Raw genomic sequence first — 14343 nt, forward strand, 5'->3', positions numbered from 1 at the left:
GCGCCTGCGAAACCCCTGTGCCGGGGCTGTCATCCGGGAACGCTACGCTTCCCCCGGCACACACCTGATCACCTGATCATCGCGCGCGACGGGCCGACCGTCGCCGTCGCCCTCTCCGATCGGCACTTGGACTCCGTAACCTCATGTCTTGGTTTGAATCCCTCATCCTCGGACTCGTCCAGGGGCTGACCGAGTTCCTCCCCGTCTCCTCCAGCGCGCACCTGCGGCTGACCGCGGCGTTCTCCGGCTGGAAGGACCCCGGCGCCGCCTTCACGGCGATCACGCAGATCGGCACGGAAGCCGCGGTGCTGATCTACTTCCGCAAGGACATCGGCCGGATCATCTCGGCGTGGAGTCGATCACTGTTCAACAAGACGCTGCGCAAGGACCACGACGCCCAGATGGGCTGGCTGGTGATCGTCGGCTCGATCCCGATCGGTGTGCTGGGTGTGACGCTCAAGGACCAGATCGAGGGCCCGTTCCGCGACCTGCGGATCACCGCCACGATGCTCGTCGTCGTCGGCATCGTGATCGGCATCGCCGACCGGCTGGCGGCCCGCGACGAGACGGGCGGGAAGCACCGCGCGCCCAAGCAGCGCAAGAACCTGGAGAACCTGGGCGTCAAGGACGGCCTGATCTTCGGCCTCTGCCAGGCCTGCGCGCTCATCCCCGGCGTCTCGCGGTCCGGCGCCACCATCAGCGGCGGCCTGTTCATGGGCTACAAGCGCGAGGCCGCGGCCCGCTACTCCTTCCTGCTGGCCATCCCGGCCGTACTGGCCTCCGGTGTCTTCGAGTTGAAGGACGCGGTCGAGGGCGGTCACGTGGCGTGGGGGCCGACGATGTTCGCGACGGTGATCGCCTTCGCGTCCGGATACGCGGTCATCGCCTGGTTCATGAAGTTCATCAGCACCAAGTCCTTCATGCCGTTCGTCTACTACCGCGTCGTACTCGGCATCGTGATCATCGCCCTGGTCGCGACCGGCTCACTGAGCCCGCACGCGGCGGAGTCGGCGGGCTGAGCGGTACCGCTCCGCTCCCCCGGGGCTGCGCGTCGCCGCACGGATCGGCCTTCCCACCCGAACCAGCCGGGGGGTCAGCGGAGTTGATCGATCAGCCGTGACCAAGCCCATACCGCGCGCGTAGCCGTCCGGTAGCGCACTGTCAGTGCTTGCGCCTAGGCTTGGCCCATGTCCCCCAACTCTGTGCCCTCTGGTTCCGTGCGGTCTGCTGCCGAGTTAAACGAGCGGATCCGGGCCCTTTGGCTGCGCGCGGGCGGTTCGCTCTCCGCCCAGGAGCGGGCGGAGTACGAGCTGCTGGTCGTGGAGTGGGCCATCGCGATCCGCGGCGAGGTCGTCAAGGCGGCCTGAGCCCGAGCCTCCCCCTCGCCGCCCTAGCAGCCCTCCCCTTCGCCCTTCCCTCCGGCCTTCCTCCCCGCTTGCTCCGCTCTCCCCGTGTCGTCACGTGTCGGGCCGTGTCGGCCCCGCGACCGTCCGTTACGCTCGCGTCGCCACAACGGTCACGATCTTCATGGAGGGCAGGACGGCGAGGATCAAGCGCGAGCGGCTCGTCAGAACGCTGACGTTCTGGCTGCGCCCCGCCTTCGCGTTGCGCGTCATCAACCGGTTTCAGAAGATCGTGGGCTTCGACCGGTCGATGGCCCTGGCGTCCAGCGCGTTGACCGCGCTGGTCCCGCTCTCCATCCTCATCGGCGCCGTGGTGAGCAGCTTCGTGCACTACGACGCCGCGGAGCAGATCATCAAGCGCTACCACCTCACCGGCGCGGGCGCGACGGCCGTCAGCTCCCTCTTCTCCTCGGCGCAGGACAGCAGTGCGAGCGTGGGCGTCTTCGGAGCCGTGTTCCTGACGATCTCGATCCTCAGTTTCGCGCGGGCGGCACAGCGCCTCGTCGAACAGACATGGGAACTCAGCCCGCTCAGCGTGCGCAACACCCGCAACGGCCTGTGGTGGGTCCTCGGCCTGGGCGGCTACGCACTGTGCACCGCCGCGCTCACCGCGCTCCTCGGCGGAGGAGAACTGGGACTGGTCGCCTCGGTGTGCGAGGTACCGGTGACCGCCGCGTTCCTCGTCTGGAGCGGACGGCTCCTGTCGGCGAAGCGGATCGGCTGGCGGGACCTGGTCCCCTTCGGCGTCACCGCCGCCGTCCTGACGGCGGCCTATTCGGTGGGCGCCGCCGTCTATCTGCCGCGTCTGTTCAACTCCTACGCCGCACGCTACGGCGTGGTGGGAGCGGTCTTCGCGATGATCTCCGCGCTCTTCGCCGCCATGCTGGTCATGGTCGGATCCTCGGCACTGGGGCGCGAGGTGCGGGACGAACTCGACCGGATCCGTCAGGGTCACCGCCCCTCCGACCACGAGGTCCGCCGGCAGTGGGACACCATGGTCGAGCAGACCCGGTCACGGTGGCTCACAGCGCGGGGGCAGATCTCCCGCCGCCAGACCCAACAGACCCGGAAGACCCGAGAGACCCGAGAGACCAAGAACCCCGACCGCTGAGAGCCCGGCAGCGATCCGAACGGGGTCGGACGGGGCCGGAACGAGGCCCGGATGAAGCCCGGACGAGGCCCAAACCAAGCCCGGACGAGGCCGGGAGGAAGCCGGGAGGAAGCCGGGCAGGGCTTGGACGGGGTCCGCCCGGGGCCCGGGCCGGCCGGCCGGCGCCACCGGCTCTCCCGGGCGCCGGTTGCCGCCGATTACCGGTGAGGCTCCCGCCACGGGCAGGATGGTCACCATGACCGAGATCCACACCCCCCGCCTCCTCCTCCGCCGCTGGAACGACGACGACCTCGTGCCGATGGCCGAGATCAACGCGGATCCGCACGTCATGCGCTGGGTCGACGACGGGTCGGTTCTCGACCTGGACCGGACGGCGGAGGCCATCGAGCGGTGGGAGGAGGAGTGGGACGAGGAGGGCTTCGGACTCTTCGCCGTGGAACTGCTCGGCTCGGGCGAACTGGCCGGCTTCACGGGCCTGTCCGTGCCCGAGTTCCTGCCGGAGGTACGGCCCGACGTGGCGATCAGCTGGCGGTTCGGATCCCAGTTCTGGGGTCAGGGGTACGCGTCCGAGGCCGCCCACGCGACGCTGGAGTTCGCCCTCCAGGATCGCGGCCTGGACCGGGTCATCAGCATCAACCGGATCGGTGACGACGCCTCCGAGAACATCAGCCGCAAGCTCGGCATGACACCGGAACGCGAAACGGTCCACCCGGTGCACCGCTTCGCGTTGCACGTTCACGCCATCGACCTCACCGAGTTCCATGGGTGACCGAGCCTCACGAGGTCGTGGCATCGCGGTCATCGCGAGACCTGCACGGCGTCCGCGCATGACCGGCGAGGCACCCGGTGAACCGGACAACACCGTTGTCCCTCGCTGACGTCACGGCACCCGATTACCGGATCGTTCCCGCACAGAGCTTGGCTGAGCAACCCTCATGCCCAACACTCGGGCCATGACGCAGCGTGTGGAACTCGCCGCAGTGATGGACCGGCTGGCCGTGGACGGACTGGTCACCGACTATGCGGTGGCGGTCGACGACGGTGACTGGACGGCGTACCGGAACCTGTTCACTTCGGACGGGCGGGCGGACTACCGCTCGGCCGGTGGCATCGAGGGGGACGCCGGGAACGTCGCCTCATGGCTCGCGGAGACCATGCGGGTGTTCGCGATGCGGCAGCACCTCATCGTCAATCGCCAGGTGCGCTTCGGGGTTCTGGAGCAGGACACGGGCGACACGGCCCGGGTTCAGGCCGACTACGTCAACCCGATGCGGCTGGCCGCCGCCGGCCACGACGACTCGGCGGCCCGTGCGCCGGACTTCGTCTGTGGCGGCAGGTACTCCTTCGGTCTGCTGCGGACCGACGACGGATGGCGGGTGCGTGAGGTCGTCGTCCGGGAGAAATGGCGGCGACTGCCCGGCTGAACCGGAAGCGACATCAAAGGCACGCGGCCCAGAACGGAGCCACCAGGCACGAGGCGGGAGACGAGAGACAAGAAGCGGGAGACGAGAGCCGGGAGGCGGAGGGGAGAAAGCACATAGAGCACAGGGGGCACAGGGGGGCAAAGGGGGGCAAAGGGGGGCAGAAATCACAAGGGGCGCACGCGAAGCGGAAGGAAGCGGCAGCGGCAGCGCCTCGCGGTGGAGGGCCGAAAAGCTTCCCCTGTCGGAGATCGTCCGACGCGCGCACACTGGAGGCACCCCTGAGCGGGTAGGGAGGTGCCGTATGAAGACGTTCGGACTGTGGCTCACCTCCCCCTGGCGGCGTACGGCCGTCGCGGCTCTCGCGGGCACGCTGCCTGTGCTCGCGTTCCCCGCGCCGGCCCTGTGGTGGTGGGCCTATCTCGCGCTCGTCCCGTGGATCCTGCTCGCCCGCTCCGCGCCGACGGGGAGGCGGGCCGCGTACGACGGATGGAGCGGCGGGTTCGGTTTCATGCTGGCCATGCACCACTGGCTGCTGCCGAGCCTGCATGTGTTCACCCTGGTCATCGCCGCGCTGCTGGGCGCCCTGTGGGGCCCGTGGGCGTGGCTGGTCCGCCGGTTCCTCACCGCGGACGTGATCCCCGGTCGGGGGCGGGTGTTCGCCGCGCTGCTGGTCCTGCCCTCGGGCTGGCTGGCGATCGAGCTCGTCCGCTCCTGGCAGGGGCTCGGCGGGCCGTGGGGCATGCTCGGGGCCAGTCAGTGGCAGGTGGAGCCCGCGCTGCGGCTCGCCTCCGTCGGCGGGGTGTGGCTGCTCAGCTTCCTGGTGGTGGCGGTCAACGTGTCGGCCGCGGTCCTGGTCTGCGTTCCGGCGTCCCGGGCCCCGGCCGTCGCCGGTCTCGTGGCCACCGCCGCCACGGCGTCTGCCGCGTGGATGTGGGCGCCGCGCCCCGCCGCCGACGGGCAGGCCCGGATCGCCGTCGTGCAGCCGGGGGTGATCGACGGCCCCGACCGGCGCTTCGCCCGTGAGGAGCAGTTGACCCGGCGGCTGGTCGGGCAGGACGTGGACCTGATCGTGTGGGGCGAGAGCAGTGTCGGATACGACCTCGACGACCGGCCCGACCTGGCCCGGCGCCTGGCGGAGTTGTCCCGCGTCACCGGCGCCGACATCCTCGTCAACGTCGACGCCCGCCGCTCCGACCGGCCCGGCATCTACAAGAGCTCGATCCTCGTCGGGTCCGAGGGCCCGACCGGCGACCGGTACGACAAGATGCGGCTGGTGCCGTTCGGAGAGTACATACCGGCCCGCTCCCTGCTCGGCTGGGCCACCTCCGTCGGCAAGGCGGCCGGCGAGGACCGGCGGCGCGGCACCGAGCAGGTCGTGATGGACGCCGGGCACGGCCTGCACGTCGGCCCGATGGTGTGCTTCGAGACGGCGTTCCCCGACATGAGCCGGCATCTGGCCGGGGACGGCGCGGACGTGCTGGTCGCGCAGTCGTCGACCTCCTCCTTCCAGCACAGCTGGGCGCCCGCGCAGCACGCCTCGCTGGGCGCGCTGCGCGCCGCGGAGACCGGGCGGCCGTTCGTCCACTCCACCCTGACCGGCGTCTCGGCCGTGTACGACGCGAGTGGCCGGCGGGTGGGCTCGTGGCTGGGCACGGAGGCGAGCACGACGTCCGTCTACGACGTCCCGCTCGCCGACGGCGTCACTCCGTACGTGCGCTACGGCGACTGGCCGGTGCACGGGGCCCTGCTGGTACTGCTGGCCCTCGCGCTCACGGAGGGCGCGCGGACGGTCAGGCTGCGGCGGACTGCTCCAGCACCGCTCGTACCACCCGCTCGCACAGCTCATGAGTCGCCAGCGCGTCCCTGGCGCTGAGCACCGTGCCCGCGCGCACGGCGTCCAGGAAGGCGAGGACCGCCTGTTCGACGCCGCGCTGCCGGGCCACCGGCACCCAGTCGCCGCGCCGCCGCACGGTGGGCTGCCCCTTGTGGTCGATCACCTCGGCGAGGTTGACGACCTGGCGCTTGGTGTCCTGCCCGGACACCTCGAGGATCTCCTCGTTGGAACCGCTGAGCCGGTTCATCACGCCGAGCGCGGTGAAGCCGGGGCCGGCGAGCTGGAGGACGACGTGGTGCAGCAGGCCGTCCGCGACGCGGGCGCGCACGGTCACGTCGTCGACCGGGCCCGGCGCCAGGAAGCGCAGCGTGTCCACGACGTGGATGAAGTCGTCGAGGATCATCGTGCGCGGCTGCTCGGGCAGCCCGACCCGGTTCTTCTGCATGAGGATCAGCTCGCGCGGGTGGTCGGCGCATTGCGCGTAGCCGGGCGCGAGGCGTCGGTTGAAGCCGACGGCGAGGGACACGTGCCGCGCTTCCGCGAGCGTGACGAGCCGCTCGGAGTCGGCGAGTTCGTATGCGAGGGGCTTGTCCACGTACGTGGGGACGCCCGCCTCCAGCAGCCGGGAGACGATCTCGGGGTGGGCGGCGGTGGGCGCGTGCACGAACGCCGCGTCGAGACCGGCGGCGAGGAGCGCGTCGAGGTCGTGGTGGCGCTGCTCTCGGGGCAGGCGGAGACCGTCGGCGACCCGGTCGAGCGTGGTCGGTGTGCGGGTCTGGAGGTGCAGCTCGATCCCGGGCAGGGCGCCGAGCACCGGCAGATACGCCTTCTGCGCGATGTCGCCGAGTCCGATGCAGCCGACCTTCACGGGCGCTCCCTCGCTACCTGTCCCACGCTGCCCGGCCCAATGCCCGGCCTGCCGTCCACGGCAGCATACGGGGCCCCCGGCCGCCGTCCGCCGGTCCGCGAGGTGCGCGGACGCCCGGCCCGGAGGCGGCGCACAGGGATCCCCGGAGGCACTCAGGGTGTTCAGGTGCATGCCCGGCGACCGTGTCGAGTGAAAACCCGTGGTGCGGAGAGCGACTCGGAGCCACCATGCCGGGATGACGACGCAACGCACCGGACCCGCCCAGAACGCCGACGAACGCGCCATGCTGGAAGGTCGGCTGGACTACCACCGGCAGACCCTGGCGTGGAAGTGCGAGGGACTCACCGACGCCCAGCTGCGCACCGCCTCGGTGCCGCCGTCCCAGCTGTCCCTGATGGGCCTGGTGCGGCACATGGCCGACGTGGAGCGCAGTTGGTTCGGCAGAGTGCTCGTGGGCGACGACGCGGGGCCGATCCACTACAGCGGCCAGGACCCGGACGGCGAGTTCCATCTCACCGAGCGGGACACCTGGGCGGAGGCCTACACCACCTGGCAGGCCGAGATCGAGGCCGCCCGACGACATGCGGCGGGCTTCGCCCTGGCCGAGCTCTCCCGCGGTCGGAGCAGGTTCACCGACGAGCCGTTCAGCCTGCGCTGGATCTACACCCACATGATCGAGGAGTACGCCCGTCACAACGGCCACGCCGACCTGATCCGGGAGCGCATCGACGGTTTCACCGGCGAGTGACGTCAGCACAAGCGGCCCCGCTCCCCCGTACGGGGTACGAGGTCACCCGTGCGGGGCAACCTCGGCTGCTCCGCTGTTGCTCGGGCGGGCGGAACCAGCAGAGTTGCGCGGGTGCATCGAACGACGACGACTACCGCAACGCTCCTGGTCACCGTGGCCTTCTCGGCCCTCACGGGATGCGTGACCGTCCAGCGCCCGGTCCTCCCCGGCCCCGCCCCGGCACCGTCCCAGCCGTCCGTGCCGCGGCCGGAGGGGCGAGCCGAGGTACAGGTCGTCCAGGCGCCCGCCCGGGAGGCACTGGAGATGGTCGGGCCGTCCCGTGAGCCGGAACCGGATGCACCGGCGGCTCCGGCACAGCGGCGGCGGGCGGCGGCGCCGCCGGGGTCCGGCGGCGCCGGACAGCCGCCCTCGTCCCGTTCCCGCCCGCACCCCCGACCGCCTCACCCGGAGGTCCGGCGGCACACGCTGCCGCGCGCTGCGATCCCGGACATCGACAAGGAAGTACGCAGGAACACCGACGTGTGCGCGCTCGGCAGGACGTACGGCGGATGGCAGGGCGACAGCCCGGAGGCGACGATCTGCAAGCAGGCCTACGGGCGGTGAGGGTTCAGGTGCCGAGGGCGTAGGGAGACGACCGCCTCGCCGCTCTCATCACTCCCACGACGACGGTCTCGCCGCGTCCGAGTCGTTCGTGGAGGGGACCAGGCCTCACCACTCCCGCTCCCACTCGCCCCGCCCCTCCCACTCGCCTCCGCCTTCGCCCGGCCCCAGTCTCAGTTCCATCCGGCTGATCGCCGCCCGTACGCCGTCCCCGTAGCTGTCGTCCCTCAGCGCCGCGGCCGCCGTACGGGCCCTGCGTACGTGGGTGCGGGCGGCATCGGCGCGGCCGAGTTTGACGTAGTCCGCCGCCAGGTTGAGGTGCAGCGACGGATAGAGCGCCCGCACCTCGACCGAGCCGACGTGCTCTTCCGCCGCCGTCAGCGCCCGCAGGTCCCATGCCAGCTCGTCCGAGGGGTCGTCGTGGGTGTCGGCCAGGTAGTGGGCGAGGGTGCAGCGGTGCAGCGGTGCGCCGCCCTCGCCGAGCTCCGTCCACAGGTCGAGGAGGCGGCGCCTGGCCTCCTCACGGTCTCCCCCGTGGTGCAGCATCACGACCTGCCCGATCCGCGTCAGCAAGGCGTCCGGCACCGTCTGCCCCTGTCGCTCCGCCACCACGGCCTCCTTGCGTCGTTGCGACGACGCTAGCCGCAGGCATCCGCAATCCCCGTCAGGCGGCACCGGGCCGGTCCGCGGAGGAACCGGCCCGGCGGCAGGCGGCAGGCGCAGTCACCCGAGGCCGGGCCGGGTCGGGTGGCCTCAGGTCAGGCCTGGTCCGCCAGGTTCGGGATGGTCCAGTCGATCGGCTCGTGGCCCTGCTGTGCCACCGCCTCGTTGATCTGCGTGAACGGGCGGGAACCGAAGAACTTCTTCGCCGACAGCGGCGAGGGGTGCGCGCCCTTGACCACGATGTGCCGGGTCTCGTCGATGAGCGGGAGCTTCTTCTGCGCGTAGTTGCCCCACAGGACGAAGACGGCCGGGTCGGGCCGGTCGGCCACCGCGCGGATCACCGCGTCCGTGAACTTCTCCCAGCCCTTGCCCTTGTGCGAGTTCGCCTCGCCGGAACGGACCGTGAGGACCGCGTTGAGCAGCAGGACGCCCTGCTGTGCCCACGGCATCAGGTAGCCGTTGTCCGGGATCGGCGTGTCCAGCTCCGCGTGCAGTTCCTTGTAGATGTTCCGCAGGGACGGCGGGATCTTCACTCCCGGCCGCACCGAGAAGCACAGGCCATGCCCCTGGCCCTCGCCGTGGTACGGGTCCTGGCCGAGGACGAGCACCTTCACCCGCTCGTACGGAGTCGCGTCGAGCGCGGCGAAGACCTCCTCGCGCGGGGGGTAGACGGGACCGACCGCCCGCTCCTCCTCGACGAACTCCGTCAGCTCCTTGAAGTAGGGCTGCTGGAGCTCGTCGCCCAGAACCCCGCGCCAGGACTCGGGCAGCATGGCGATGTCGGTCACGTCAACGTCCTTGTGTCGTGCGGTCACTTGCAGAGCACAGAACCTACAGGCGACCACTGACAACCGGCTCCGCGGAGCGGTCTGCCGACCGCCTACCAGCTGGTCTTCCGCGTCAGCTCCCACATCATCATGATCGTCGACGGGTCCAGGGACCGCTCACCGCCCGAGACGTCCTCGGACGAGGCCAGGTACTGCTTGCCCTGCCACAGCGGCAGCAGCCGGGCGTCGTCGACCAGGATCTGCTGGGCCTCCTCGAAGTCCTGCACCACGTTGGCGCGGTCGCTCTCGCCGCGGGAGCGGGGCAGCAGCACCTGGGTGATCTCCTTCGCCGGGTAGGGCGTGCCGAGCGCGTTCTGATCGCCGACGAAGGGGGCGATGAAGTTGTCCGCGTCGGGGAAGTCCGGGGCCCAGCCGCGCCCGAACACCGGGTACTCGCCCTTCTGGTAGCCGACCACGTAGGTGTTCCAGGGGCGGCTCTTCAGCTTGACCGAGAACAGGCCCGAGGCGTCGAGCTGCCTCTTGATCTCCTTGAACTCCAAGGCGGTGTCGGAGCCGTAGCGGTCGGTGGTGTACCAGAGGGTGAGCGGGACGGTCTCGGTGATCCCCGCCTCGGTGAGGATCTTGCGCGCCTTGGCGGTGTCGGGATCGCCGAAGGAGTCGAAGAAGCCGGTGGTGTGGCCGGTCAGGCCGGACGGGACCATCGAGTACAGCGGCTCGACCGTGTCCTTGTAGACCTCGTGGGCGATCGCGGCCCGGTCCACGATCTGGGCCACCGCCCGGCGCACGGCGACCTTGTCGGACCAGGGGTCCTTGGGGTTGAACACCAGGTAGTTGATGTTGCTGCCGGCGCCCTCGATGAGCTGGAGGCCCTCGTTGGCCGCGGTCTTGCTGTCCAGGTCGACGATGTCGTCGGCGGCGAGCCCCTGGTAGGTGATGTCGATGTCGTCGCTGCGCAGGGCCTTGACCATCTCGCCGGAGTCCTGGAAGTAGCGGATGGTCACCGCGTCGTTCTTGCGGTCGGCGAAGCCCTTGTAGTTGTCGTTGCGTACCAGTACGGCCTGCTTGCCCTCCTCGTAGGACTGGAGCCGGTACGGCCCGGAACCGACGATGCCGTCGTCCTTGCGCAGGGCCTTCGCGGAGTAGTCCTCGGGGTCGACGAGGGACATGCCGGGGGTGGCGAGCACGAACGGGAAGGTGGCGTCGGGCTTGTTGAGCCGGAAGAGCACCACCTGGTCGCCCTTCGTCTCGACGCTGTCCAGGCTGCCCAGGAGTCCGTTGGGGCCGGTCTCGGCGTTGATCGTCCTGATGCGGTCGATCGAGTGCTTCACGGCGTTCGCGTCCAGCTTGTCGCCGTTGGAGAACTTGAGGCCGTCGCGCAGTTCGCACTTGTAGGTGCGGTTCGAATCGTCCGTGAAGTCGCAGGACTTGGCGGCGTCCGGCTGGGGACTCGTCGCTCCGTTGGGGTAGCTCAGCAACGTCTGGTAGATGTTGCGGAACAACTCCCAGGAGCCGTCCCAGGCGGCGGCGGGATCGAGCGTGCTGGGAGCACTGGTGGTGCCCACGACGATCGGTCCGGCATCGTCGGAGCTCTCCTCCCCCAGGAGGCTGCATCCGGCCACCAGGGATATGGACACGATCGCCGCCATCTGCTGCAAGGATCGGTTCCGGTTGAACACGCGCACGCTCCTCGATCTGCCATGCCAAGGGTTGGCAGACCATACCGCAGCCTTACGCGCCGTGAACCCGCGCCCTTGAAGCATTCTTGATCACTTCTGGGTGACTACGTTGTCATCGTCCGTGAAGACGTCCGAACGACGACACGGGTGCTGTTTCCGTCAGGAAACAGCACCCGCGGTGGTCGAATTCAGGCCAAGCCGTGATCAGCCCACGCCGGCGTTGAGGAAGATTCCGCCGTCGACGACGAGGGTCTGGCCGGTGATCCAGTCCGACTGCTCCGAGGTCAGGAACGCGGCGGTGCCGCCGATGTCGGACGGCACACCGAGCCGGGCGAGCGGATAGGCGGCGGCCGCCTCCTCCTCGCGGCCCTCGTACAGTGCCTCGGCGAACTTCGTCTTCACCACGGCCGGGGCGATCGCGTTGACCCGCACCCGCGGCGCGAACTCGTGCGCCAGCTGCTGGGTCAGGTTGATCATCGCGGCCTTGCTGACGCCGTACGCGCCGATGAAGGGCGAGGCGGAGAGTCCCGCGACGGAGGCGATGTTGACGATCGCGCCGCCGTTGTCCTTCTGCCAGGCGTGCCAGGTGCGCTGCGCGAAGCCGAGCGCGGAGACCACGTTGGTCTCGAAGACCTTGCGGGCCACGTCCAGGTCGAGGTCGGCGATCGGCCCGAACACCGGGTTCGTGCCGGCGTTGTTGACCAGGAAGTCGACCCGGCCGAAGGCCTCCATGGTGCGCTCGACGGCGGCGGCCTGGTGCGCCAGGTCGTGCGCCTTGCCGGCGACGGCGATGACCCGGTCGGCGCCGAGCCGCTCGACGGCCTCCTTGAGCGCGTCCTCGCCCCGGCCGGTGATGCAGACCCGGTCGCCGCGGGCGACGAGCGCCTCGGCGACGCCGTAGCCGATGCCGCGGCTGGCGCCCGTGACGAGGGCGACCTTGCCGGAGAGTGCGGGCAGTTCAGTCATGTTCGTGATCCCCAGTGCTCCCTAGTGGCCTTTAGTCGAGCGGTCCGCCGGCGACGTACAGCACCTGACCGGAGACGAAGCCGGCGGCCTCGTTCGTGAAGAAGGCGATCGCGTTGGCGATGTCGTCGGGCTCACCGACGCGCGCGACCGGGATCTGGGTGGCGGCCGCGGCCTTGAACTCCTCGAAGCCCATGCCGACCCGGGCGGCGGTCGCGGCGGTCATGTCGGTGGCGATGAAGCCGGGGGCGACGGCGTTGGCGGTGATGCCGAACTTGCCGAGCTCGATGGCGAGGGTCTTGGTGAAGCCCTGCAGGCCTGCCTTGGCGGCGGAGTAGTTGGCCTGGCCGCGGTTGCCGAGCGCCGAGGAGGACGACAGGTTGACCACCCGGCCGAAGCCGGCGTCGACCATGTGCTTCTGGACGGCCTTGGTCATCAGGAACGAGCCGCGCAGGTGCACGCCGAGGACGGTGTCCCAGTCGGCGACGCTCATCTTGAACAGCAGGTTGTCGCGGAGCACGCCCGCGTTGTTGACGAGGATCGTCGGCGCGCCGAGCTCCGCCACGACGCGCGCGATCGCCGCCTCGACCTGGGCCTCGTCGGAGACGTCGGCGCCGACCGCGACGGCCTTGCCGCCGGCCGCGGTGATCTTCTCGACGGTGTCCTTGCAGGCGGCCTCGTCGAGGTCGACTACCGCGACCGCACGGCCTTCCGCGGCCAGCCGTACGGCGGTGGCGGCGCCGATGCCGCGCGCCGCGCCCGTGACCACGGCGACCCGCTGCTCAGTGGTGGACATTGCTGGTTCTCCTCGCCCTTGAGAAAATCTGGATGCGCCCGAGTGGTGAGCGACCGCTTAGTACCTTCGACAGACGTGACGCTAGAAGCCCTGGCACCCGGTGTCAACGCCACACGGCGCGGGTGTGATCCATTACCTCACCAGCAGTTCCAGCAGCCGCTTCGTCTCGGCCGCGGGATCGGTGGTGAGCCCCGTGTGTACGGGGCCCGGCTGGACGATCGTCGAACGGGGGGCGATCAGCCAGCGGAAGCGCCGTCCGGCGTCGTCGTGCGCCGCCTGTCCGGCCGACGCGCCGCCCGCGCACACCCCCTCGACCGCCCGCAGGGCGGCACGCACCCCGGTCACGTCCGCGTCCGGGTCCAGCGCCAGCAGCTTCGCCTCGTCGAGGTGGGTGCGGGCACCGACGTAGCCCTTGCCGCGGCAGTACACCAGCACGCCCGCGTTGATGCATTCGCCGCGCTCGACACGCGGTACGACGCGCAGCAGGGCGTACTCGAAGACGTCCCGGTCGCCGCCCTGGCCCGGCCGGATGATGTGACGCTCGTTCACTTGATTCCCTTGATGCGGTCGTGGATGACGGCGGCGCGCGCGAGCAGCGGGGCCGCGTAGGCCCGCCGGAGCGCGTCCGGGGTGTCGAAGCCGGGCTCGTCCGCCAGCCAGGCGTCGGGGATCTCGGCGGTGACCTCGGCGAGGAGGTCGGCGGTGACCAGCGGCGCCAGCTCCGCCGCCGCGGCCGCGACGTCCGGCCCGAACGGGGTGAGCGCGTGGTCGCCGGCGTCGTAGGGGCGGGCCGCGGAGGTCTCGGCGGTGGGCCAGTTGTGCTGCCAGATCATGGTGGCGCCGTGGTCGATGACCCACAGGTCGCCGCGGTGCATCAGCAGGTTGGGGTTGCGCCAGGAGCGGTCGACGTTGTTCACGAGCGCGTCGAACCAGACGATCCGGCCGGCCTCCTCGGAGGTCACCGGGAAGGCGAGCGGGTCGAAGCCGAGGGCGCCGGAGAGGAAGTCCATGCCGAGGTTGGTGCCGCCGCTGGACTTCAGCAACTGCTGTACCTGCTGGTCGGGTTCGCCGAGTCCGAGCACGATGTCGAGCCGAACGGTCACCAGCCGGGGCACCCGCAGACCGAGCCTGCGGGCGAGTTCGCCGCAGACGACCTCGGCGACGAGCGTCTTGCGGCCCTGTCCGGCGCCGGTGAACTTCATGACGTAGAGACCGAAGTCGTCGGCCTCGACGAGTCCCGGCAGGGAGCCGCCCTCACGCAGGGGGGTGACGAAGCGGGTCGCGGTGACTTCCTTGAGCATCGGCCCAGGCTACTGGGCCTGGAACGATGCGGGGCCGACAGCTCGGCGACAGCTCTGGCTTACGCCGCACTCATCTCGAACGGGTCAATATCTCGACACTGTCCGGACTTGACGGGGGCGCTGAACGACCGGCGTCCGCGGCTCGTACCTCTCGGCAGATCCACGCAC

The 14343-nt window shown here is 70.4% G+C and carries 16 protein-coding genes; 8 read left to right on the forward strand and 8 right to left on the reverse strand.

Annotated elements, in window-relative coordinates; translation table 11 throughout:
* The first annotated feature begins 143 nt into the window (after window positions 1-143).
* From QQM72_RS05320 to lnt, 6 genes are all read left to right on the forward strand, one after another.
* A complete protein-coding gene (locus QQM72_RS05320; protein WP_171395963.1) occupies window positions 144-1019 on the forward strand; it encodes an undecaprenyl-diphosphate phosphatase in 876 nt (291 codons plus the stop codon).
* 168 nt (window positions 1020-1187) lie between these two features.
* Window positions 1188-1367, forward strand: coding sequence for a hypothetical protein (locus tag QQM72_RS05325; protein ID WP_142269239.1), 180 nt, complete (start codon window positions 1188-1190; stop codon window positions 1365-1367).
* 160 nt (window positions 1368-1527) lie between these two features.
* On the forward strand, window positions 1528-2514 hold the full coding sequence (locus QQM72_RS05330) for a YhjD/YihY/BrkB family envelope integrity protein (RefSeq protein WP_314219587.1): 987 nt from the start codon (window positions 1528-1530) through the stop codon (window positions 2512-2514).
* Window positions 2515-2749: 235 nt separating this feature from the next.
* Entirely contained in the window at window positions 2750-3283 is a 534-nt protein-coding gene (locus tag QQM72_RS05335) for a GNAT family N-acetyltransferase (protein WP_314219588.1), read from the forward strand.
* A gap of 184 nt (window positions 3284-3467) precedes the next feature.
* Entirely contained in the window at window positions 3468-3938 is a 471-nt protein-coding gene (locus QQM72_RS05340; protein WP_314219589.1) for a nuclear transport factor 2 family protein, read from the forward strand.
* A 301-nt stretch (window positions 3939-4239) separates the two neighbouring features.
* Window positions 4240-5811 carry an apolipoprotein N-acyltransferase gene (gene lnt, locus QQM72_RS05345; RefSeq protein ID WP_314219590.1) on the forward strand — a complete coding sequence of 524 codons (1572 nt, stop codon included), beginning with the start codon at window positions 4240-4242 and terminating at the stop codon, window positions 5809-5811.
* Here lnt and QQM72_RS05350 read toward each other — a convergent pair.
* Complete coding sequence (locus QQM72_RS05350; RefSeq protein ID WP_314219591.1) at window positions 5729-6640, reverse strand: Gfo/Idh/MocA family protein; 912 nt, start codon at window positions 6638-6640, stop codon at window positions 5729-5731. The genes lnt and QQM72_RS05350 overlap by 83 nt on opposite strands.
* Window positions 6641-6875: 235 nt before the next feature.
* Between QQM72_RS05350 and QQM72_RS05355 the strand changes: the two genes are divergently transcribed.
* On the forward strand, window positions 6876-7388 hold the full coding sequence (locus tag QQM72_RS05355; protein ID WP_314219592.1) for a DinB family protein: 513 nt from the start codon (window positions 6876-6878) through the stop codon (window positions 7386-7388).
* Window positions 7389-7499: 111 nt separating this feature from the next.
* On the forward strand, window positions 7500-7991 hold the full coding sequence (locus QQM72_RS05360; protein WP_314219593.1) for a hypothetical protein: 492 nt from the start codon (window positions 7500-7502) through the stop codon (window positions 7989-7991).
* Window positions 7992-8096: 105 nt separating this feature from the next.
* Here QQM72_RS05360 and QQM72_RS05365 read toward each other — a convergent pair whose 3' ends face one another.
* The 7 genes from QQM72_RS05365 to QQM72_RS05395 form a co-directional block, all read right to left on the reverse strand.
* Window positions 8097-8597 (reverse strand): hypothetical protein, encoded by a 501-nt coding sequence (locus QQM72_RS05365; protein ID WP_314219594.1) that lies wholly within the window; start codon window positions 8595-8597, stop codon window positions 8097-8099.
* Between the two features lie 149 nt (window positions 8598-8746).
* Window positions 8747-9439, reverse strand: a complete 693-nt coding sequence (gene ung / locus QQM72_RS05370) for a uracil-DNA glycosylase (protein WP_314219595.1) — start codon at window positions 9437-9439, stop codon at window positions 8747-8749.
* A gap of 92 nt (window positions 9440-9531) precedes the next feature.
* A complete protein-coding gene (locus QQM72_RS05375; RefSeq protein ID WP_314219596.1) occupies window positions 9532-11115 on the reverse strand; it encodes an ABC transporter substrate-binding protein in 1584 nt (527 codons plus the stop codon).
* Window positions 11116-11319: 204 nt separating this feature from the next.
* The gene (locus tag QQM72_RS05380) at window positions 11320-12081 is read right to left on the reverse strand and encodes an SDR family oxidoreductase (RefSeq protein WP_020132834.1); all 762 of its coding nucleotides are present in this window, start codon (window positions 12079-12081) and stop codon (window positions 11320-11322) included.
* A gap of 31 nt (window positions 12082-12112) precedes the next feature.
* The gene (fabG, locus tag QQM72_RS05385; RefSeq protein WP_314219597.1) at window positions 12113-12874 is read right to left on the reverse strand and encodes a 3-oxoacyl-ACP reductase FabG; all 762 of its coding nucleotides are present in this window, start codon (window positions 12872-12874) and stop codon (window positions 12113-12115) included.
* Window positions 12875-13006: 132 nt separating this feature from the next.
* Window positions 13007-13423, reverse strand: coding sequence for a DUF3037 domain-containing protein (locus tag QQM72_RS05390; protein WP_314219598.1), 417 nt, complete (start codon window positions 13421-13423; stop codon window positions 13007-13009).
* Window positions 13420-14175: a HipA family kinase gene (locus QQM72_RS05395; protein ID WP_314219599.1), complete on the reverse strand. Its 756-nt coding sequence runs from the start codon at window positions 14173-14175 to the stop codon at window positions 13420-13422. Before QQM72_RS05395 ends, QQM72_RS05390 begins: the two co-directional genes overlap by 4 nt.
* Between the last annotated feature and the right edge of the window lie 168 nt (window positions 14176-14343).

It is taken from the genome of Streptomyces zaehneri, assembly GCF_032248645.1.
Lineage (GTDB): Bacteria > Actinomycetota > Actinomycetes > Streptomycetales > Streptomycetaceae > Streptomyces > Streptomyces coriariae.

Coding starts and splice junctions, on each gene's coding strand:
- QQM72_RS05320 (WP_171395963.1), top strand. CDS start 144: ATGTCTTGGTTTGAATCCCTCATCCTCGGACTCGTCCAGGGGCTGACC.
- QQM72_RS05325 (WP_142269239.1), top strand. CDS start 1,188: ATGTCCCCCAACTCTGTGCCCTCTGGTTCCGTGCGGTCTGCTGCCGAG.
- QQM72_RS05330 (WP_314219587.1), top strand. CDS start 1,528: ATGGAGGGCAGGACGGCGAGGATCAAGCGCGAGCGGCTCGTCAGAACG.
- QQM72_RS05335 (WP_314219588.1), top strand. CDS start 2,750: ATGACCGAGATCCACACCCCCCGCCTCCTCCTCCGCCGCTGGAACGAC.
- QQM72_RS05340 (WP_314219589.1), top strand. CDS start 3,468: ATGACGCAGCGTGTGGAACTCGCCGCAGTGATGGACCGGCTGGCCGTG.
- lnt (WP_314219590.1), top strand. CDS start 4,240: ATGAAGACGTTCGGACTGTGGCTCACCTCCCCCTGGCGGCGTACGGCC.
- QQM72_RS05355 (WP_314219592.1), top strand. CDS start 6,876: ATGACGACGCAACGCACCGGACCCGCCCAGAACGCCGACGAACGCGCC.
- QQM72_RS05380 (WP_020132834.1), bottom strand. CDS start 12,081: ATGACTGAACTGCCCGCACTCTCCGGCAAGGTCGCCCTCGTCACGGGC.
- fabG (WP_314219597.1), bottom strand. CDS start 12,874: ATGTCCACCACTGAGCAGCGGGTCGCCGTGGTCACGGGCGCGGCGCGC.
- QQM72_RS05395 (WP_314219599.1), bottom strand. CDS start 14,175: ATGCTCAAGGAAGTCACCGCGACCCGCTTCGTCACCCCCCTGCGTGAG.